The sequence below is a fragment of the Pedobacter sp. AC190 genome (assembly GCF_979258025.1).
In genome coordinates this window covers 867193-887637 of the sequence record NZ_OZ409824.1, presented here as the reverse complement: position 1 = coordinate 887637, position 20445 = coordinate 867193, and the positions used below count along the sequence as shown (strand labels likewise).

Below are 20445 nucleotides of genomic sequence, written 5' to 3'. Positions count from 1 at the left end.
ACCCCATATAGATGCATAAATCTACATGGGGTTTCTTTTTTAGATAAATTTATCAGTCATCATTTGATTGTGAGTAAAATTTCGACCAAAGTGCTTCAATTGTGTTTAGATTTGACTCCGCTATAGACTAGGCAATAAATATCTTTTCTTTGTTAATATGTTTTTAAAAAATTTGGCTTTTTAATCATAACTTGCTTTTTATCAGTATTTAAGCGGTTTTTTTAATTACAGAGACTGATTTTTCTTTCTTCATTTTAAAGGCAAAGTGGGAGAAAGAGTATGTGGAAAACTTTTTTGTGGTAAAAAGTGGTAAAAAGTGGTAGAACTATTTACTTTTACACTACATAAAAAGTGTAAAGACCACTATGTCCAAACTTTTCGGCGAATTTGATTGTAAACTTGATGCTAAGGGGCGCCTTATGGTTCCTGCTATGCTTAAGAAAAAATTGCCTGATGTTGAGCGTGAGGGTCTTATGATTTGCCGTGGTTTTGAGAATAGTTTGATTATTTATCCGATGAAAGTTTGGGAAAAGATGGAGCAGAGATTAGAGGAAGTGAATTATTTTCAAAAAGATGGACGTGGTTTCTTGCGTTCCATGCTTCGTGGTCTTACCGAATTGTCTCTTGATGCTGCTGGTCGTGTTTTGCTCCCGAAAACATTATTGGATCATGCAGGTATAACTTCTGAATTAGTATTGGTTGGACAGTTGGATAAGATTGAGGTTTGGGATAAGGCAACTTACGAGGCTTCGTTTGCTGAAGAGCAGGATGAAGATTTTGCTGAAAAGGCGGAACGTGTTTTAGGTAAACAGAAAGGAGGAGTAGATGGAGAATAATTACCATGTACCTGTGATGTTGCAACCTTGTATCGATGGTTTGAATATTAAACCAGATGGGGTTTATGTTGATGTTACTTTTGGCGGCGGTGGTCATTCAAAAGAAATTTTGAAATACCTTGGTCCGAATGGCAGATTGATTGCTTTCGATCAGGACCCAGATGCGCAAAGAAATATTCCTGCTGATGATCGTTTTATATTTATTGATCAAAACTTTGGATTTCTAAAAAATAATCTTCGTTTAAAAGGTTTCAAGCAGGTTGATGGTATTTTAGCTGATTTGGGTGTTTCTTCTCATCAGTTTGATGTTCCTGAGCGTGGTTTTTCTATTCGTCATAATGCAGATTTGGATATGCGTATGGATAGAAATGGTTCATTAACGGCATCCGAAGTTCTAAATACTTATTCTGAAGATAAGCTTCATAAAATTTTCGGAATCTATGGAGAGGTTAAAAATGCTAAATCGTTAGCTCGTGCAGTGGTTACCGCTCGCTTAGAAAAATCATTCACAGATATCGATAGCTTCAAATCGGCTATTTCAGAATATATCCCAAAAGGTAAAGAGAATAAGTACTTGGCGCAGGTTTTTCAGGCATTGCGAATTGAGGTAAATGCAGAAATCAGGGTGCTAGAAGATTTTTTACAGCAAACAGCTGATGTTTTAAAGCCTGGAGGCCATTTAGTTGTAATGTCTTATCATTCTTTGGAAGACAGGCCAGTAAAAAACTTTATGGCTAAAGGCAAATTTCAGGGCGAAGTAGAAAAAGATTTCTTCGGAAATCAGCAAAAGCCATTTAACGTAATTACCCGCAAAGCGATAATTGCCACTGATGAAGAAATTGCACAAAACAACAGAGCTCGCAGTGCGAAATTAAGAATAGCTGAAAAGATATGAACAAGTTCAGAGAAGATATAGATGAAGAATTCGGACCTGAACCTGAATTAAAAGTTAAATCTGAAAAGATTAAAACTGAAAAAATAAAATCAGAAGATGATAAAAAGTTTAGCGAAACATTTATCGGAAAGTTTTTTAATGAAGGTGTAATATCGAAAGAAGCGGCAACAGATGCATTGCCGTTTTTATGCTTTTTGGCTCTTTTAGGCATGATTTATATTGCTAACAGCCATTTTGCTGTAAACAATGTTCGCCGAATTGATAAGTTAAATAAAGAAGTTAAAGAGTTGAGATGGGAGTATAAATCTTTAAAAGCAGACCTAATGTTTAAAAGCAAATTAACAGAGGTTGCTAAAAAGGTAGATACCCTTGGAATAAAAGAATTAATTGAACCACCCAAAAAACTAATTGTTAAAAGCAATGAATATTAGAGCAAACATATTGCTTCGTGTATATCTGGCATTTGGCTTAATTGTGCTTTTTGCTTTGGCGGTATTTTTACGTCTTGGCCAGGTGCAGTTTGTACAGGGGCATAAATGGAAAGCTATGGCAGATAGTCTTTCTACGAAATACATGGCTGTTGAAGCTACTCGTGGAAATATTTATTCTAATGATGGAAGTTTGCTTGCTACCTCGGTACCAGAATACGAATTGCGTATGGATATGTTTGCAGGCGGTATAGCGGAAGATAAAGTTTTTAATGAAAAAGTTGATTCGCTGGCTTTTAAGCTTGCTCAGTTATTTCAGGATAAAACTGCAAAAGACTATTCTAGAATTCTTCGTAAAGGTCGTCAGGATAGTGCTCGTTACGTGTTAATTCGTCGTAAAGTAAATTATGCTGATTTAAAAACCGTGAGAACTTTTCCTTTATACAACATTGGTAAGTTTAGTGGAGGTTTAATTGCGGTACAACAAAACAAACGCATATTGCCTTTTCAGGCTTTAGCTGCCAGAACGATTGGTTATAAAAATGCCAATGTTGCAAACGGTGTTGGTTTAGAGGGTGCTTATAATCAATACATAAATGGAGAAACGGGCAGAAGATTAATGCAACGCATTGCTGGTGGTGTTTATGTCCCTGTTAATGATGAGGAAGAGGTTGCTCCAAAAGATGGTGCTGACATTATTTCGACCATTGATATTAATATGCAGGATTTAGCTCAAAGTGCCTTGCAAAAGCAATTGATCAAAAGTGATGCTGACCATGGTGCTGTAATTTTAATGGAGGTAGCTACAGGCGAAGTTAGAGCGGTTGCAAATTTTTCAAAAGTATCTACAGGGGTTTATCAGGAGAAATTTAACTATGCGATTGCAGGTAATCAGGATCCAGGATCTACTTTTAAACTCGCCTCGTACATGGCACTTTTGGAAGATAAATTGGTTGATACTAATTCGTTAATCGGTACAGGTTATTATCAAATTCCTGGTAAATTAATTACCGATTCTCACCCCAAAATAGAAACTGTTACGGTAAAAAGAGCGTTTGAAGAATCTTCAAATGCAGCAATTGCAAAATTAATAAACACTCATTACGGTAATGATCCGATAAAATTTACAGATCATTTGTATGATTGGCATTTAAATGAGAAAATGGTTTTGCAAATTCCAGGTGAAGCACAGCCTGTAGTTAAGAATCCTAAAACAAATAAAAGCTGGAATAGAAACATGACGTTGCCACAAATGGCTTATGGTTATGAGATGCAGTTAACCCCATTAAAAATGCTTTCATTTTATAATGCAGTAGCGAATAATGGTAAATACGTAGCGCCAATTTTTGTAAAAGAAATTAGAAGATTGGGCAACCCGATAGAGCAGTTTAAGGCTCGTGTAATTAACGAAGAAATTTGCTCGGAAGTAACATTGAGTAAAATAAAAAAGATGTTAGAGGGCGTAGTTACCCAGGGCAGTGGTAAGCAATTTGTATATAATCCGCTTTACAAAATCGCTGGTAAAACCGGTACTGCGCAAGTTGCGGATGGTAATAAAGGATATAAAGCAAAAAAACAATATCAGGCGTCTTTTGTAGGTTATTTCCCTGCTGACAAGCCCAAATACTCGCTTATAGTCGTAATCAACGATCCTAAAGGTGGTTATTATGGAGGTTCGGTATCAGGTCCGGTTTTCAGAGAAATTGCAGACCGGGTTTATGCCAGCGATATGCAAGTGTATAGCGATGTTCCGGTGAGATTGGTGGGGAATACAGGTAATCCGCCAACTAAGGCTGGTCAAAGTAAAGCCACTCAAAAGGTTTACAAAGCATTTGGATTTAAGCCACTTTTTGCGTCGAAATCAGAATATTACAACACAATTGATACCAGTGCCGGAACAATTTTCCAGGAAAATAGTGAACGCAAAGGCGTAATGCCAAATGTAGCTGGGATGGGTTTAAAGGATGCACTTTATCTGCTTGGTAATGCAGGGCTTAAAACCAAAGTAACTGGTTCTGGAAAAGTAATCAGGCAATCGGTGCAGGCTGGGACAAAAGTTGGTAAAGGATTATTAGTCGATATACAATTAGATTAAAGAATTAGAGGGGGATGGATTGGAATGGTGGATATTAAATATTAAATCATCTGAAATTCAATCATTCAAAAATAAATAATATGCAATTACAGGATTTACTTTATGGCGTAACAATAAAAGAATTGGTTGGGAGAACCGACAGGGAAATTCATGCCCTAAACTTTGATTCGCGTAAGGTAACTGAAAATGATGTTTTCTTTGCGATAACAGGTACGGTATCAGATGGCCATCTTTTTATTGAGCAGACTTTAAAACAAGGTGCTAAAGCTATAATTTGTGAAAACCTGCCTGAAATTGAAAATTTTGATGCTACTTACATTAAGGTCGAAAATGCATCAGTTGCCTTGGGTATTATGGCGGGCAACTTTTATGGAAATCCATCAGCAGATTTAAAGCTAATTGGAATTACAGGGACCAATGGTAAAACAACGATTGCAACTATTTTATTTAAGCTTTTTAGAGATTTAGGTTATAAAACAGGTCTTATATCAACCGTAGAAAACTATGTAAATGATGTTATTGTACCTGCAACACACACTACACCAAATCCATTGGTGCTTAATGAGCTATTGAAAGATATGGTTGATGCAGGTTGCGATTATTGCTTTATGGAAGTGAGTTCGCATGCGGTTGCACAACACAGAATTGAAGGTCTTACTTTCTCAGGCGGTGTTTTCTCGAATTTAACGCATGACCATCTTGATTTTCATAAAACTTTTGACAGTTATTTAAAAGCTAAAAAGGCATTTTTTGATATTCTGCCAAAATCAGCTTTTGCGTTAACCAATATCGACGATAAAAATGGTATGGTTATGCTACAGAATACCAAGGCGCACAAAAAAACTTATGCGCTTAAGCAGCTGGCCGATTTCAAAGCAAAAATTGTTGAAAATGGATTTAGCGGATTGCATCTTGATATTGATTACGAAGACGTTTTCTTTAAATTAATCGGTTCGTTTAATGCCTATAATTTACTTGCTGTTTACGGTACGGCAATTTTATTAGAACAAGATAAATTAAAGGTTTTAACCCTTTTAAGTCGTTTAACTGGCGCTGAAGGTCGTTTCGATTACATCGTTTCTGAAGATAAGATTATTGGTATTGTAGATTATGCACATACGCCAGATGCGGTTCAGAATGTATTAGGCACCATTGCCGATATCAGAAAAGGAACAGAGCAGGTTATTACTGTTATTGGTTGTGGTGGCGATCGAGATAAAACTAAACGCCCTGTAATGGCTCAAGTTGCCTGCGATTGGAGTGATAAAGTTATCCTTACTTCGGATAACCCAAGAACAGAAGATCCAGCTGCTATTATTTCGGAAATGGAAGCAGGTGTTTCGCCAAGCAACAAACGTAAAACAATATCCATTTTAGATAGAAGGGAAGCGATAAAAACGGCCTGCCATTTGGCAAAAAGCGGAGATATTATTCTTATTGCTGGAAAAGGCCATGAGAAATACCAGGAAATTAATGGCGTACGTAATCATTTTGATGATAAGGAAATTTTACTTGAACAATTAAACCCTGCCAGCTAATGTTATATTTATTATTCGAATACCTGCATAAGCATTATGATATACCTGGATTAAGGTTGTTCCAATACATCACTTTCCGTGCCTCAGTATCTATTATTTTATCATTGATTATAACCACTGTTTACGGTCGCAGACTGATTGATTATTTGCATAAAAAACAAGTTGGTGAGACAGTAAGAAACTTAGGTTTAGAAGGCCAAATGCAGAAACAAGGTACCCCAACAATGGGTGGTATTATTATTTTGCTCGGTATTTTAATTCCGACGTTATTGTTCGCAAATATCTCTAACGTTTACGTAATCCTGATGATCATTACAACCATCTGGATGGGCGCAATCGGATTTTTAGATGATTATATAAAGGTATTCAGAAAAAATAAAGAAGGTTTAGCAGGGCGTTTCAAAGTAGTTGGTCAGGTAGGTTTAGGTTTAATTGTAGGCTGGACTATGTACTACAACCCTAATATTGTTGTTAGAGAAACCGTTCAGGATAATGTGAAAACCACCTCTTCTGCACCAATGGTTTTACGTCAGAAAGGTGAAACTTTTTATTATACGCAAGATGTAAAATCAACCAAAACCAATATTCCTTTTTACAAGAATAATGAGTTTGATTATGCAAAGGTGCTTAAGTTTTTAGGTACAGGTTATGAGAAATACGCTTTCTTAGTTTTTCTTGCTTTCACTGTTTTTATTATCACGGCTGTATCGAATGGGGCTAATATAACCGATGGTATCGATGGTCTGGCAACAGGAACATCGGCAGTAATCGGAACTACGCTGGGTATTTTGGCTTATGTTTCGGGTAACGTTGGCTTCGCCGATTACCTCAATATTATGTATATCCCGAATTCGGGAGAGCTTATGATTTTTGCAGGTGCATTTGTTGGTGCTTGTGTTGGTTTTCTTTGGTACAATTCGTACCCAGCACAGGTTTTTATGGGCGATACTGGAAGTTTGGCTATTGGTGGTATTATCGCCTCGTTCGCAATTATGATTCGTAAGGAATTATTAATTCCGATACTCTGCGGAATCTTCTTGGTAGAACTCGTATCAGTTATTATGCAGGTTACCTATTTCAAATACACAAAGAAAAGATTTGGCGAAGGCAAGAGGGTTTTATTAATGGCGCCTTTGCATCACCACTATCAGAAAAAAGGATATCATGAAGCTAAAATTGTTAACCGCTTTTGGATTATCGGAATCATGCTGGCGATTATGACAATAGTAACTTTAAAATTAAGATAAGTAACAAAAAATAATAAAAATGCAAACCAATAATTCTACACAAACGCCTATTCAACCTAAGTCAGCAATGGCAGGGCAAGGCCGTGTGGTAATTTTGGGGGCTGGTGAAAGTGGAGTTGGTGCTGCAAAATTAGCGATGCAAAAGGGTTTCGATGTTTTTGTATCCGATTATGGTGTAATTACTGATAAGTATAAAGCCGCATTAGAGGAATTAGGTGTTGCCTTCGAATCAGAACAACATTCCGAAGAACTAATATTAAATGCAATTGAAGTAATTAAAAGCCCAGGGATTCCTGCAACAGCTCCAATTATAAAAAAATTGCTTGCAAAAGGTATTTCGGTTGTATCAGAAATAGAGTTTGCTAAACGATACACTACCGCCAAAACGATTTGTATAACAGGTTCGAACGGTAAATCAACAACAAGTCTACTAACCTATCATATCCTAAGAAATGCTGGTGTAAATGTAGGGTTAGCAGGCAACATCGGACAAAGCTTTGCAGCGCAGGTTGCAGATGAAGAATTTGATTGGTATGTATTAGAGATCTCGAGCTTCATGCTTGATGACATGTTTCAGTTTAAAGCAGATGTAGCAGTTTTATTAAATATAACGCCTGATCATTTAGACCGATACGATTATAAACTGGAAAATTATGCTGCATCTAAAATGCGGATTATCCAGAATCAAACCTCAGCTGATGTATTTATTTACTGTGCTGACGATGAAGAAAGTTTAAAAGCGCTTAAAGGCGTATTGCCTTTAGCAAACACATATCCCTTTTCAATTGTGAAAAAAGTTGATCAAGGTGCATACTTACAAGACGATACAATACATATTCACACAGAACCAAATAACGAACTAACCATGTCTATTTCAGATTTAGCCTTACAAGGTAAGCACAACATTTATAATTCTATGGCTTCTGGCATTGTTGCCAAAGTATTAGAATTAAGAAATGACACCATTCGCGAGAGCATGGGCAATTTCAAAAATATTGAGCACAGATTAGAACATGTGGCTAAAATTTCGGGAATTGATTTTATCAACGATAGTAAAGCAACCAATGTAAATTCTACCTGGTATGCTCTAGAAAGCATGACAACTGATGTGGTTTTGATTATGGGCGGCGTTGATAAAGGCAATGATTATAACATGCTTAAGGATTTGGTGAAAAGTAAAGTTAAAGCTATTGTTTGCCTTGGTAAAGATAATAAACGCATTCACGATGCATTTGAAGATGATGTGGAAGTTATTGTAAATACTTTTTCAGCAGAGGAAGCTACGCAGATTGCATTTCACTTAGCTAAACGAGGAGATGCAGTTTTACTTTCTCCAGCCTGTGCCAGTTTCGATTTGTTTAAGAATTATGAAGACCGCGGTAATCAGTTTAAAGCGGCAGTTAAAGAATTATAGAAGGAGGTTTTTATTATGCTTCAAGCACTATTAAATAAAACAAAAGGCGATAGATGGATCTGGTTGATCATCATCCTGCTTTCGCTTATTTCTGTAATGGCAGTTTATAGTGCTACGGGTACGCTTGCATATAAAAAGGGAGAAGCAGTAGAGAAGTTATTGTTAACCAAACACTTAATTTTTGTTTTACTAGGTATTGGAATGATTTACATTTCACATTTACTCGATTACCGTTATTATGCTGGAATATCAAAAATATTGATGATTGTGACTGTTCCTTTATTGTTATATACTTTAGTGTTTGGTGCAAATGTAAACGATGCATCACGCTGGGTTAAAATACCAGTAATTGGATTAACCTTCCAAACATCCGATTTAGCAAAACTTGCCTTGATTACTTTTTTGGCCAGAATGCTTACCAAGAAACAAGAAAACATTAAGAATGTTAAAGAATCTTTTATTCCTATTATGGGTTCTGTTTGTGTGGTGTTTGTTTTAATTGCACTGGCTAACTTATCTACAGCATTAATGCTTTTTGGTGTGAGTATTTTGCTTTTAATTATTGGGCGTATCAGTATCAAACAAATTTCATTAGTTTGTGTTGGTGGTGCAATACTGTTAATGTTTGTAGTGTTTTTAGGTCCAAGAAGAGCAACGTACGCATCTCGTATAAAATCTTTCATGCATCCAGAGCAACAGCATTCTGATAAGACTTTCCAGGCCGACCAGGCAAAAATTGCTTTGGCTACGGGTGGAGTTTTCGGTAAAGGACCAGGTAACAGTACGCAGCGCAATTTCCTTCCACATCCTTATTCGGATTTTATTTTCGCCATTATTATTGAAGAATGGGGAACGTTTGGAGGATTAGTGATTATGATGCTTTACCTGGTGCTTTTGTACCGATGTATAAAAATAGTAACACGGGCACCCAAGGCATTTGGAGCTTTACTTGCCGCTGGTTTAAGCTTTAGCTTAACCATACAAGCTTTCGCAAATATGGCCGTAGCAGTAGGATTAGGGCCGGTAACAGGTGTGCCACTTCCATTAGTAAGTATGGGTGGAACATCTATGATTTTTACCAGTGTGGCTTTTGGCATTATTTTAAGTGTAAGCCGTGATGTTGAAGAGCACGTTGCGGGAAAAGATGCGACAGATAAAGTGAAGAATAATAAAGTAATTGTAGGTGAGATTCCTGCGATGGCATAGAAGCTTAAGGCGAAAGCGGAGAGCAGAAAAAAGAAATAATATTTTAAAAAGAAAGCTTTAGATTTTGGTCTTTTGGCTTCGAGTTTAACAAATAAAAATGAATAATTCCCCAAAAATTATCATATCAGGAGGTGGCACAGGCGGGCACATTTTTCCCGCCATTGCCATTGCCAATGCACTAAAACGCATTGTGCCGACTTGTGAAATTTTATTTGTGGGTGCAACGGGTCGTATGGAAATGGAAAAGGTTCCAGCGGCAGGATATAAAATTGTCGGTTTAAACATCAGTGGTATTCAACGAGGTTCTATTGTTAAAAATCTTGCCTTACCATTTAAAGTTATTGGCAGTGTGCGTAAAGCCATGCAGCTAATAAATGATTTTAAACCTAATGTGGTAGTTGGAGTTGGCGGTTATGCTTCTGGCCCTTTATTGTACGCAGCTTCGTTAAAAGGAATTCCATATTTAATTCAGGAGCAGAATTCTTATGCAGGTGTTACCAATAAATGGTTGGGTAAAAAGGCTTCAAAAATTTGTGTAGCTTTTGATGATATGGATCAGTTTTTTCCCTCTGATAAAATATTGAAAACAGGAAACCCGGTTAGACAGGAAGTTGTAGATATAAAAGGTAAGCACTATTCGGGCGCAGAACTGTTAAAGCTAGATCCTCAAAAGAAAACAATCTTGGTAACAGGCGGTAGCCTTGGTGCAGGAACATTAAATAAAAGTATAGAAAAACATTTAGCTGAAATTATAGCGCAGGATGTTCAGGTAATCTGGCAGACAGGTAAATTTTATTATAAAGGTATTATCGAAAGATTAGGTTTAAACTATCATCCTAATGTGCGTATTCTGGAATTTTTGAATAAAATGGATTTAGCTTATGCAGCAGCAGATGTTATTGTCAGTCGGGCAGGAGCAGGAACCATTGCTGAACTTTGTTTAATTAGAAAGCCGGTTATTTTGGTGCCATCGCCTAACGTTGCAGAAGATCATCAAACTAAAAATGCGTTGGCTTTAGTTAAGAATAATGCCGCTGTTTTGATCAACGATCGCTCTGCAGAGGACACTTTAGTAACTGAAGCGCTACGATTATTAAACGATAAAACTTACAGCGAAACGCTTTCTGAAAATATTTGGAAAATGGCACTGCCTGCAGCGGATGAAATTATAGCGAGAGAAGTATTGAAATTGATTAAATAAGCTAAAAGACTAAACCTAAATAAACTATAATAAAAACTAGTTGAACGAATAGAAAAGCAGCTTTAAGCTTTACCTTTTCTACTTTAACCTTAAAAAAATGGAATTAAGTAAAATAAATAGGGTGTATTTTATAGGTATCGGTGGTATCGGTATGAGTGCGCTTGCCCGTTATTTTGCTAAGCGGGGTGTTTTGGTTTGTGGTTACGATAAAACGCGGACTAAATTAACCGAAACGCTCGAACGCGAAGGTATTCTAATTTCTTATCTTGATGAATCTGGATCTTTGCCATGTGCATTTTTAGATAATCACGATGATACATTAATTGTTTATACCCCAGCAATCCCGAAGGATTCTAAAATTTTAAATCATTTTAAAAATAAAAGCTTCAGCTTAAAAAAACGTTCTGAAGTTCTAGGTATTATCAGTAAAGGAATGTTTTGCATCGCCATAGCGGGTACGCATGGTAAAACCACAACTTCTTCTATAGTTGCGCATATTTTAAAAGATACAGGTTACGATTGCACAGCCTTTTTGGGTGGGATAACTAGTAATTACAACAGCAATGTTTTATTTGGAGCTAATAATGTAGTTGTTGTAGAAGCTGATGAGTACGACAGATCGTTTTTAACGTTACATCCTGATGTTGCTGTAATCACTTCAATGGATGCGGACCACCTGGATATTTATGGCGATAAAAGCAAACTGGAAGAGTCGTTTCATCTTTTTGCAGGTCAGCTTAAAGCTGAAGGTAGCTTATATGTGCACGAAGGCTTGCCAGTTAAAAATGCAATTACTTATGCTGCAAATTCAACAGCAGACGCTAAAGCAGAAAACTTAAGAGTGGAAGGCTCGAAATTTGTTTTTGATTATTCGGACCAAACTCAACAGATTAAAGATTTAAACTTAATGTTGCCTGGTAAACATAATGTAGAAAATACTACTGTTGCCATTGCTATTGCATTAAAATTGGGAATATCGGCTGATAAAGTCAAGCAAGCGGTTGCAAACTTTAAAGGAGTTAAACGTCGTTTCGAATATATTGTAGATAACGAAAAGCAAATTTATGTTGATGACTACGCGCATCATCCTGAAGAACTAAAAGCCTGTTTTGATGCCCTTAGACAATTATATCCAGAAAAGAAATTAACCGTTATTTTTCAACCGCATTTATTTACCCGCACCAGAGATTTTGCAGATGAGTTTGCAAAAGTTTTGAGTACAGCAGATGATTTGATGTTGTTAGATATTTATCCAGCGAGAGAACTGCCGCTTGAAGGAATCAATTCGCAGTTTCTGTTGGATAAAATTACATTAGCTGATAAACAAGTTTGTAGTAAAGAATTTGTAATTAATTATGTTGCCAAAACAAAACCAGAACTAGTATTAACAGTTGGTGCAGGCGATATTGATACTTTAATTGAACCTTTAAAAAACACATTAAACCATGTTTAAACGAATAAACTGGAGCGCAATTTTTACTGGCTTTGCCTGGCTAATCAGCCTGGCAGGATTGGTTGTGCTTTTAAGTTTTATTAACGTTAAAAAGCAAACGGTAAAATGCACCAATGTTAAAATATTAATTCCTGGAGCTGATAATTTTATCGAAAGAGAGGAAGTTGATCAGATTTTAAGAGAAGATCAAGGTGTTTTAATTGGACGTAGCCTGGAGAAAATAAACATCCATCAGATTGAGAAAAAACTACAAGCTAATCCATACATCGGTTTTGCGAAGGTTTATGTAGATATGGATGGGGTATTGCATATCGAAATTAAACAGAGACAGCCAATACTTAGAATTTTGAACTTAACGGGTCAGGATTTTTATATTGATAACGATGGTTTGAAAATGCCAATCTCGCCAAACTTTACGGCGAATGTGCTGGTTGCAACAGGTAATATTCAGGAAGTGTTTGGTACACGTGTTGATACTTTGAGAACGCAAATGGCTCGAGATTTATACAAAACCGCTCAATATTTTAAGAAAGATACACTTTGGGATAGCCAGATTGAACAAATAATTGTTGATACTAAAAACGATATTCAATTGATACCAAGAGTAGGTAATCAGCGAATTATTTTGGGTACAGCAGATTCATTGGATAAAAAAATGAAAAACCTGTTGGTTTTTTATAAACAGGCTATGCCGCAAGTTGGATGGGAGACCTACAAAACGATTAACATTAAATATACCAATCAAATAATTGGTGAGAAGAGAGATTCATCAGCAATAAAGAAACAGGTAAAAGTACTTTCAGCTGCTGATAGTTCGAGGATAACAAGGAAAGTATCCGATTCACTGATAAGAGACGTCATTGGGAAATCAATTGCAGAAACAAATCCCGATGCTGATCGTAAAGATAATCAGGTTAAGGCAATTGCGGCCAAGCCCGAGGTGAAAAAGCCTAAACCCACGATTACCAAACCAGAGGTGGTTAAAGAGAAACCAAAAGCGACTCCCGTAAAAACAGAAGCTAAAAATGATAAACCAGCTTCAGCACAAACGGTGTCAAAACCAAAAACTGTAAAGCCTGATGCAAATCAGAAGAAACCAGTAGAGAAAAAGAATAAATAAGATCCCTTTCAAGAACAAAATATATAACTCAACAAAATTAACGAATATGGACAAGGCAAAATTTACCAGTCAGTCTCCAATTGTAGTCGGCCTGGATATCGGTACTACTAAAATATGTGTTATCGTAGGTCGCAGAACACAGCATGGCAAAATCGAGGTATTAGGCATCGGTAAGGCAGAATCGGCAGGGGTTACTCGAGGAGTGGTTTCTAATATTCAGAAAACCGTTCAGGGAATTGCTCAGGCTGTAGAAATTGCCAGCGGACAATCAAATGTAGAAATACAGGTGGTGAATGTTGGTATTGCTGGCCAGCATATTAAAAGCTTGCAGCATCGTGGCATTTTAACCAGAAGAGAATTAAATAACGAAATCGGTAAAAAAGATATCGATAAGTTAATTGATGATATGTTCAAGCTGGTTATGCCTCCTGGAGAAGAAATTATTCATGTGTTACCACAAGAATTTACTATAGATAATGAGCCAGGGATTAAAGATCCAATTGGTATGGCTGGCGTTCGTTTAGAGGCTAACTTTCATATCATTTCTGGTCAGGTAACTGCAGTTAAAAATATTATCAAATGCGTAAATAATGCGGGCTTACAAACTCAGGATTTAATTCTTGAGCCTTTGGCTTCTTCTGAATCGGTGTTGAGCGATGAAGAGAAAGAGGCTGGTATTGCTTTGGTAGATATTGGGGGTGGTACAACTGATATTGCAATTTTTCATGAAGGGATTATTCGTCATACCGCTGTTATTCCTTTTGGAGGTAACAGTGTAACTGAAGATATTCGCGAGGGTTGCTCGGTGATGCGTAATCAGGCTGAGTTATTAAAAACACGTTTTGGATCTGCTTTGGCCGAAGAAAATAAAGAAAACGAAATTATCTGTGTTCCAGGATTACGCGGTAGAGAGCCTAAAGAAATTTCAGTAAAAAATCTTGCTTACGTGATTCAGGCTCGTATGGAAGAAATTATAGAACACGTTTATTATGAAATTAAAGCTTCTGGATACGAGAAAAAATTAATTGGTGGTATTGTGATTACTGGCGGTGGTGCGTTATTAAAGCACTTATCTCAGGCGGTAGAATATGTAACTGGCTTGGATTGCCGTATCGGTTATCCTAACGAGCATTTATCTAAATATGAAGATATGCCGAAAACCATTTATGATGATTTGAAAAGCCCGATGTATGCAACAAGTGTTGGTTTATTAATCAAAGGCATTCAGCGTGCGGAAGAGCAGGAAATTGAAATTAAGAAAGGCACTGTAATCGTTGATAAATCAAAACCTCAGAAAGAAAAAGAGAAACGCGGTCCAGGGTTATTTGATAAGTTACTTGCAAAAACAAAGATTTTCATCCAGGATGATATGGATGTAAGCGATGAAGATTACTTGAAAAGCTAATTTTTTTCCACAAAAAGTGAGTTTTCCACATTATGAACACTTGTGGAAAACGTCTGTTGAAAAAGTGTTAATATTACATTGAGTAATGAACAGAATTTAAGAATTTTTAAACAACTGATTCATAATATTATGCAGTTCGAAATGTTAAAAGATAAGTCGTCAATCATCAAAGTTATTGGTGTTGGAGGCGGTGGCGGCAACGCAGTGAACCATATGTACCTATCGGGTATTACTGGTGTGGATTTTATTATTTGTAATACCGATGCCCAGGCTTTGGAATCTAGCCCTATACCTAACAAGGTACAATTAGGTGCAAGTTTAACCGAAGGAATGGGTGCTGGTTCTATTCCCGAAGTTGGTAAAAATTCGGCAATAGAAAATATAGATGATATTAAAGCGATGTTGGGCAGCACAACCAAAATGCTTTTTATTACAGCAGGAATGGGTGGTGGCACTGGAACAGGCGCTAGTCCCATTATTGCAAAAGCCGCTAAAGAACTGGATATTTTAACCGTAGCGATAATCACAACGCCATTTTCTTTTGAAGGAAAAAGAAGAAAATTGCAGGCGGATGAAGGTATGGAAGAACTTAAGAAATATGTAGATTCCTATCTTGTAATTTCTAACGACAGATTACGTGAAATTTTCGGAAACTTAACCTTGGGTTCTGCTTTTGGTCAAGCTGATGATATTTTAACAACAGCTGCAAAAGGCATTGCCGAAATCATTACTGTTCCAGGTTATATAAACGTAGATTTTAAAGATGTGCGTACCGTAATGAAGGAGAGTGGTGTCGCTATAATGGGTAGTTACGCTGCTGAAGGCGATGACAGAGCTTTACAGGCAGTTGAGGGTGCTTTAGCATCTCCATTGTTAAAAGACAACGAAATTGAAGGTGCAAGATATATTTTATTAAACATCAGTTCAGGTTTACGTGAAGTAACTATGGATGAGGTGTCTATTATTACAGATTACATTCAAGAAAAAGCAGGCTTATCAGCCGACTTAATCTGGGGTAATTGTACTGATGAATCATTAGAAAATAAGTTATCTGTAACCATAATTGCTACAGGTTTCCAAACTTCTGAGGAACGCGTACACGAAGAAAAAAACAAAAAGAAAATTTCTTTATTAACACCAGAGGAAGCACCATTAGTACGTGTTGTTGAGCCTGTTAATTCTTTTATTCAGCCTAAAGCTGCTCCTGTATTAGAGCCAGTTATGAAAGCTAAAGAAGAAACACCACAAGCAGATTTGTTTGGAGGTATGTTTAATAAAGCTGAAGCACCAAGATACCAGGAACCAGAAAATGATGTAATTCGTCATACTTTGATTGAAGAAGAGCCTCAGGCTGAAGCGCCTGCAGAAACAGGTTTCGAATTTGAGATTAAGCTTGCAGAAACTGAATTTGTTTTTGAAACACCGGTTGCCGAAATTCCATCAATACCAGAACCTGAAATGCCAGTTGTTGGTTTAGACGATAATCAAAACGATGAATCGGTTGAAGAACAACTTAAAAAATCAAGAGAACGTATTATGCGTTTAAAAGATTTGAGTATGAAACTTCGTACTACGAATGGCTTACAAGAATTAGAAAACGAACCTGCTTATAAACGCAAGCAAATGCAGTTACAACAGGTTCAGCATTCCTCAGAATCGCAGGTTAGCCGCTTTACATTAAGCAACGATCAGGATGGTGGTACAGAGATTAGACCTAACAATTCTTTTCTACACGATAATGTTGATTAAATTAATCTAAACATATTTTTAAGGCTCCGAATAAACACGGGGCCTTTTTGGCATAATATTAGATTGTTAAATATTCTTAATTGACACCTTACAGATGAATCGGGTTGATTTTAAGACGAATAAACCGTAAATTCGCAAAAATTATTACAAAAAAATACATAATACATTGGATATATTTGATAAGATAGCAAAGCACATGGGCCCACTTGGTCAACACCAAAAATGGTCTCATGGGTATTTCTCATTTCCAAAATTAGAGGGAGAAATTGCACCACATATGCAATTTAAAGGAAAAGAGCATTTGGTTTGGAGTTTAAATAACTATTTAGGCTTAGCCAATCACCCTGAAGTTAGAAAGGCTGATGAGCAAGCTGCAGCAGAATTTGGTATGGCTTACCCAATGGGCGCCAGAATGATGAGCGGTAACTCAAAATATCACGAACAACTAGAGCAAGAATTGGCTGTTTTTGTAGGTAAACCTGATGCATTCTTGTTAAACTATGGTTACCAGGGTATGGTGTCGATTATTGATACCTTAGTTGATAGAAATGATGTCATTGTATACGACGCAGAGTCTCATGCCTGCATTATCGATGGACTTCGTTTACACATGGGTAAAAGATTCGTGTATCAACATAATGATATTGACAGCGCTCGTAAACAGTTAGAGCGTGCTACTAAATTAACAAAAGAATCGGGTGGTGGCATACTTTTAATTACTGAAGGCGTTTTCGGAATGAGTGGAGCGCAAGGTAAATTAAAGGAAATCGTTGAACTTAAAAACGATTTCGAATTCCGTATTCTTGTTGATGATGCGCATGGTTTTGGTACTATGGGTAAAACTGGAGCAGGAACACATGAGGCGCAGGATTGTATCGATGGTATTGATGTATACTTCGGTACGTTTGCAAAATCTATGGCAGGTATCGGTGCATTTGTTGCTTCAACTGAAGAGATTACTAATTTTTTAAGATATAACATGCGTTCTCAAACTTTTGCTAAGGCGTTACCTATGCCGATGGTTATTGGTTTATTAAAACGTTTAGAATTATTGAAAAGCCAACCTGAGTTAAAAGATAAACTTTGGGAAATTGCTACAACCTTACAAAAAGGTTTACGTGAACGTGGTTTCGATTTAGGGGTTACAAACTCTGTTGTAACACCTGTTTTCTTAAAAGGCGAATTAACAGATGCAACTGCAATTACTTTCGATTTACGCGAAAATTACAGCATCTTCTGTTCAATTGTTGTTTATCCAGTGATACCAAAAGGTATGATCGAATTACGTTTAATTCCAACTGCAGTACATACCCTTGAAGATGTCCAACGTACCTTAGATGCTTTCAGTGAAGTTTCTCAGAAATTAGAAAACGGTTACTATAAGGAAAATCAGTTTGCCATAGCTTAAACTGAAAATATTTTGAATAGCCCTTTAATTTACTTTAAAGGGCTTTTTTATTTTATTTCTTTTTGTATTTTATTGATTTACAGTATTTTGTCTTCGTTTTTGTCGCTGTCAATGTGTGTAAAACTATATAATGTGGAAAAAAACGGGTTTAAAGGCTGTTTTTTGTGCTCTGAAAAGTTTTTTATTTAATTAAAGCCTTGTAAATTAGACTTACAAATAATTAAAACTTAAAACCTAAAATTACAGGAGCCATTAAAAATGAAAAAATTTGAAGAAGTAAAAAGTTTGGTTGCAGCTTTAGAAGCTGACGCAGACAAGTTTTATAACAAAGGTAATAGTGCAGCTGGTACTCGTGTACGTAAAGGCATGCAAGATTTGAAGAATTTAGCACAAGATATTCGCTTAGAAGTTCAGAATACAAAAAACAGCGCTTAAGGATATATAAATATTATAAGATGGCTCAGAATTTTCTGAGCCATTTTTATAACTAGCCATTTTTGATTACCGTTGTCTAAATTACCAGATAGCTTCTTACTTAAAATTCCTCACCTGGGGTATCCTCTGATCTTCAGCAACGCTACATGCGTTTGTTCTCCACGGGATGTGTCCCGAACTCATTTTAACTCATACCTCAATGGTGGCGAATGATCAATTTGTCAAAAGTTTTACAGATCATTACAGTATCTAAGATTAGCCCATAGATAGGTTACTTAAACTCTAATTCCATAGTATACTGTGAAATAGAGGATGAGCTCTACTGGAAATTTAATTTTTAAATCAAAAAACACATTATAGTATGTTTTTAGATTAATTATTAATTTTAATTATTATTTTTGATTGAAATTCATATTACAATGGGAAAAAAACTTGGTGATTCATTGAAAGAAAGAAGAAAGCAGTTGCGAATGACTCAGTTTGATTTGGCTGAACTCGCGGGTATCAGCGCGAATACCTTGTATAAAATTGAGCGTAACCAGGCAAACCCGACCCTGGCCGTCATTGAGAAAATTACACTCATCTTAGGCCTGGAACTATCCTTATCTATTAGACAAGTTAATATAAATCGATGAGAAAGGCAGCCGTATTTTTGAACAACCTGCTTGCAGGTTATTTAACTGAAAGAGATGATAGCAAGTATAGCTTCTCCTATGAAGAAAACTATTTTTTAGATCCCAAGCTGCCATCGATTAGTTTAACGCTCCCAAAGGATCAAAAAGAATATATAAGCGAATCGCTGTTTGCTTTTTTTTACAATATGCTTTCTGAGGGTGTAAACAAGAAAATGCAATCTAGGCAGTTTCAGCTAGATGAAAATGATGCGTTTGGTCTGCTGCTGAAAACTGCAGGATCTGACACCATTGGTGCTGTAACCGTTAAAGAAATTATAAATGGAAATTAAAACTGATCCTGGAACACTTGCTTCTGGCTTTGAGACCTATAGCCCGTTGGCTTTGCGACGATTGTTTGGCGGTAAGGTGGTCAGTCATATCCTGCCGTATCTTTCTCCTGATAAAAATGAAAAAGATGCAGAAATATTTCTGGAAAACCGCAAGCGCATCTCAATCTCTGGGGTACAGGAAAAACTTTCGATGATTCGGATTGGGAAAACCTTACGCCTGACTAAGGAAGGTGAACAGGGGACATATCTGCTCAAACCTATTCCGCGGGATGTCCGGTTTCCCAGCCAGGTCCCAGCCAATGAACACCTGACTATGCAAATCGCAAAACAGGTCTATGGATTGCAAACCGCAGAAAATGCACTGATCTTTTTTGAAAGCGGTGAACCAGCTTATATCACCCTACGTTTTGATGTTAAGCCTGATGGAAAAAAATGGCGCATGGAAGACTTTGCCAGCCTGGCTGGAAAGGTGAGCGCAGATGGAAGCCCAGATTATAAATATGATTACAATTATGAATCCGTTGCAGCCCTGATCAGGCAGTTCGTACCCGCATGGCGGATCGAAATGGAAAAATTCTTTACACTAGTGCTGTTTAACTACCTGTTCTCCAACGGCGATGCCCACCTGAAAAATTTCTCCCTTCTTGAAACCCAGCAAGGTGATTTTATTCTAGCGCCCGCCTATGACCTGCTCAATACCAAAATACATGTAAACGATGCGGATTTCGGATTGAATGGAGGCCTATTTGCTGATAACTATCAGTCTGCCTATCGCAGAAACCATGGCCCTGTGGCTGGTAGCGATTTTAGGGAATTTGCTAAACGGATCGGTATTCAGGAAAAACGTGTCGACAAACTTTTATTGCCTTTTGCCCAAAAGCAAGAGCAGGTGGAACAACTGATCGAAAATTCCTATTTATTGGCTACCCGGAAAAAAACCTACCTGTTGAACTACAACCGGAAGCGTAAACTCTTAAGCTGCTGATACGAAATTATTTTTTTACCGTTGTAGCGTTAGTGCAGCCCGCCCCGTTTAGAAGATAAAACCTCA

18 protein-coding genes are annotated in these 20445 nt (G+C 36.9%); all 18 read left to right on the top strand.

Annotated elements, in window-relative coordinates:
- The first annotated feature begins 365 nt into the window (after positions 1-365).
- Positions 366-836 carry a division/cell wall cluster transcriptional repressor MraZ gene (mraZ, locus tag ACZZZI_RS03945; protein ID WP_316759743.1) on the top strand — a complete coding sequence of 157 codons (471 nt, stop codon included), beginning with the start codon at positions 366-368 and terminating at the stop codon, positions 834-836.
- Complete coding sequence (gene rsmH / locus ACZZZI_RS03940) at positions 826-1731, top strand: 16S rRNA (cytosine(1402)-N(4))-methyltransferase RsmH (protein WP_463488622.1); 906 nt, start codon at positions 826-828, stop codon at positions 1729-1731. The genes mraZ and rsmH overlap by 11 nt, the downstream gene beginning before the upstream one ends.
- Positions 1728-2162 (top strand): FtsL-like putative cell division protein, encoded by a 435-nt coding sequence (locus ACZZZI_RS03935; protein WP_316759738.1) that lies wholly within the window; start codon positions 1728-1730, stop codon positions 2160-2162. The genes rsmH and ACZZZI_RS03935 overlap by 4 nt, the downstream gene beginning before the upstream one ends.
- The gene (locus ACZZZI_RS03930; protein ID WP_463488621.1) at positions 2152-4254 is read left to right on the top strand and encodes a penicillin-binding protein; all 2103 of its coding nucleotides are present in this window, start codon (positions 2152-2154) and stop codon (positions 4252-4254) included. The genes ACZZZI_RS03935 and ACZZZI_RS03930 overlap by 11 nt, the downstream gene beginning before the upstream one ends.
- A gap of 80 nt (positions 4255-4334) precedes the next feature.
- Positions 4335-5792 (top strand): UDP-N-acetylmuramoyl-L-alanyl-D-glutamate--2,6-diaminopimelate ligase, encoded by a 1458-nt coding sequence (locus tag ACZZZI_RS03925; protein WP_463488620.1) that lies wholly within the window; start codon positions 4335-4337, stop codon positions 5790-5792.
- Positions 5792-7039: a phospho-N-acetylmuramoyl-pentapeptide-transferase gene (gene mraY, locus ACZZZI_RS03920; protein WP_463488619.1), complete on the top strand. Its 1248-nt coding sequence runs from the start codon at positions 5792-5794 to the stop codon at positions 7037-7039. Before ACZZZI_RS03925 ends, mraY begins: the two co-directional genes overlap by 1 nt.
- A gap of 67 nt (positions 7040-7106) precedes the next feature.
- Positions 7107-8453, top strand: coding sequence for a UDP-N-acetylmuramoyl-L-alanine--D-glutamate ligase (gene murD / locus ACZZZI_RS03915; protein WP_463491763.1), 1347 nt, complete (start codon positions 7107-7109; stop codon positions 8451-8453).
- A gap of 15 nt (positions 8454-8468) precedes the next feature.
- Positions 8469-9659, top strand: a complete 1191-nt coding sequence (locus ACZZZI_RS03910) for an FtsW/RodA/SpoVE family cell cycle protein (protein ID WP_316759725.1) — start codon at positions 8469-8471, stop codon at positions 9657-9659.
- Between the two features lie 97 nt (positions 9660-9756).
- Positions 9757-10860, top strand: coding sequence for an undecaprenyldiphospho-muramoylpentapeptide beta-N-acetylglucosaminyltransferase (gene murG / locus ACZZZI_RS03905; protein WP_344765008.1), 1104 nt, complete (start codon positions 9757-9759; stop codon positions 10858-10860).
- A 97-nt stretch (positions 10861-10957) separates the two neighbouring features.
- Positions 10958-12313 carry a UDP-N-acetylmuramate--L-alanine ligase gene (murC, locus tag ACZZZI_RS03900; protein ID WP_463488618.1) on the top strand — a complete coding sequence of 452 codons (1356 nt, stop codon included), beginning with the start codon at positions 10958-10960 and terminating at the stop codon, positions 12311-12313.
- Complete coding sequence (locus ACZZZI_RS03895) at positions 12306-13433, top strand: cell division protein FtsQ/DivIB (protein WP_463488617.1); 1128 nt, start codon at positions 12306-12308, stop codon at positions 13431-13433. The genes murC and ACZZZI_RS03895 overlap by 8 nt, the downstream gene beginning before the upstream one ends.
- Before the next feature lie 46 nt (positions 13434-13479).
- Complete coding sequence (ftsA, locus tag ACZZZI_RS03890; protein WP_316759713.1) at positions 13480-14838, top strand: cell division protein FtsA; 1359 nt, start codon at positions 13480-13482, stop codon at positions 14836-14838.
- A 129-nt stretch (positions 14839-14967) separates the two neighbouring features.
- A complete protein-coding gene (gene ftsZ, locus ACZZZI_RS03885) occupies positions 14968-16587 on the top strand; it encodes a cell division protein FtsZ (RefSeq protein ID WP_316759710.1) in 1620 nt (539 codons plus the stop codon).
- Between the two features lie 166 nt (positions 16588-16753).
- Positions 16754-17995, top strand: a complete 1242-nt coding sequence (locus ACZZZI_RS03880) for an aminotransferase class I/II-fold pyridoxal phosphate-dependent enzyme (protein ID WP_316759707.1) — start codon at positions 16754-16756, stop codon at positions 17993-17995.
- A gap of 258 nt (positions 17996-18253) precedes the next feature.
- Positions 18254-18430: a histone H1 gene (locus ACZZZI_RS03875; RefSeq protein WP_316759705.1), complete on the top strand. Its 177-nt coding sequence runs from the start codon at positions 18254-18256 to the stop codon at positions 18428-18430.
- A gap of 419 nt (positions 18431-18849) precedes the next feature.
- Complete coding sequence (locus tag ACZZZI_RS03870; protein WP_316759702.1) at positions 18850-19065, top strand: helix-turn-helix transcriptional regulator; 216 nt, start codon at positions 18850-18852, stop codon at positions 19063-19065.
- On the top strand, positions 19062-19394 hold the full coding sequence (locus tag ACZZZI_RS03865; RefSeq protein WP_463488616.1) for a HipA N-terminal domain-containing protein: 333 nt from the start codon (positions 19062-19064) through the stop codon (positions 19392-19394). Before ACZZZI_RS03870 ends, ACZZZI_RS03865 begins: the two co-directional genes overlap by 4 nt.
- Entirely contained in the window at positions 19384-20379 is a 996-nt protein-coding gene (locus ACZZZI_RS03860) for a type II toxin-antitoxin system HipA family toxin (RefSeq protein ID WP_463488615.1), read from the top strand. Before ACZZZI_RS03865 ends, ACZZZI_RS03860 begins: the two co-directional genes overlap by 11 nt.
- The last annotated feature ends 66 nt before the right edge of the window (positions 20380-20445 follow it).

What these genes read in the sequence shown, in the direction of transcription:
- mraZ (WP_316759743.1), top strand. Translation starts at nt 366, where the DNA reads ATGTCCAAACTTTTCGGCGAATTTGATTGTAAACTTGATGCTAAGGGG.
- rsmH (WP_463488622.1), top strand. Translation starts at nt 826, where the DNA reads ATGGAGAATAATTACCATGTACCTGTGATGTTGCAACCTTGTATCGAT.
- ACZZZI_RS03935 (WP_316759738.1), top strand. Translation starts at nt 1,728, where the DNA reads ATGAACAAGTTCAGAGAAGATATAGATGAAGAATTCGGACCTGAACCT.
- ACZZZI_RS03930 (WP_463488621.1), top strand. Translation starts at nt 2,152, where the DNA reads ATGAATATTAGAGCAAACATATTGCTTCGTGTATATCTGGCATTTGGC.
- ACZZZI_RS03925 (WP_463488620.1), top strand. Translation starts at nt 4,335, where the DNA reads ATGCAATTACAGGATTTACTTTATGGCGTAACAATAAAAGAATTGGTT.
- mraY (WP_463488619.1), top strand. Translation starts at nt 5,792, where the DNA reads ATGTTATATTTATTATTCGAATACCTGCATAAGCATTATGATATACCT.
- murD (WP_463491763.1), top strand. Translation starts at nt 7,107, where the DNA reads ATGGCAGGGCAAGGCCGTGTGGTAATTTTGGGGGCTGGTGAAAGTGGA.
- ACZZZI_RS03910 (WP_316759725.1), top strand. Translation starts at nt 8,469, where the DNA reads ATGCTTCAAGCACTATTAAATAAAACAAAAGGCGATAGATGGATCTGG.
- murG (WP_344765008.1), top strand. Translation starts at nt 9,757, where the DNA reads ATGAATAATTCCCCAAAAATTATCATATCAGGAGGTGGCACAGGCGGG.
- murC (WP_463488618.1), top strand. Translation starts at nt 10,958, where the DNA reads ATGGAATTAAGTAAAATAAATAGGGTGTATTTTATAGGTATCGGTGGT.
- ACZZZI_RS03895 (WP_463488617.1), top strand. Translation starts at nt 12,306, where the DNA reads ATGTTTAAACGAATAAACTGGAGCGCAATTTTTACTGGCTTTGCCTGG.
- ftsA (WP_316759713.1), top strand. Translation starts at nt 13,480, where the DNA reads ATGGACAAGGCAAAATTTACCAGTCAGTCTCCAATTGTAGTCGGCCTG.
- ftsZ (WP_316759710.1), top strand. Translation starts at nt 14,968, where the DNA reads ATGCAGTTCGAAATGTTAAAAGATAAGTCGTCAATCATCAAAGTTATT.
- ACZZZI_RS03875 (WP_316759705.1), top strand. Translation starts at nt 18,254, where the DNA reads ATGAAAAAATTTGAAGAAGTAAAAAGTTTGGTTGCAGCTTTAGAAGCT.
- ACZZZI_RS03870 (WP_316759702.1), top strand. Translation starts at nt 18,850, where the DNA reads ATGGGAAAAAAACTTGGTGATTCATTGAAAGAAAGAAGAAAGCAGTTG.
- ACZZZI_RS03865 (WP_463488616.1), top strand. Translation starts at nt 19,062, where the DNA reads ATGAGAAAGGCAGCCGTATTTTTGAACAACCTGCTTGCAGGTTATTTA.
- ACZZZI_RS03860 (WP_463488615.1), top strand. Translation starts at nt 19,384, where the DNA reads ATGGAAATTAAAACTGATCCTGGAACACTTGCTTCTGGCTTTGAGACC.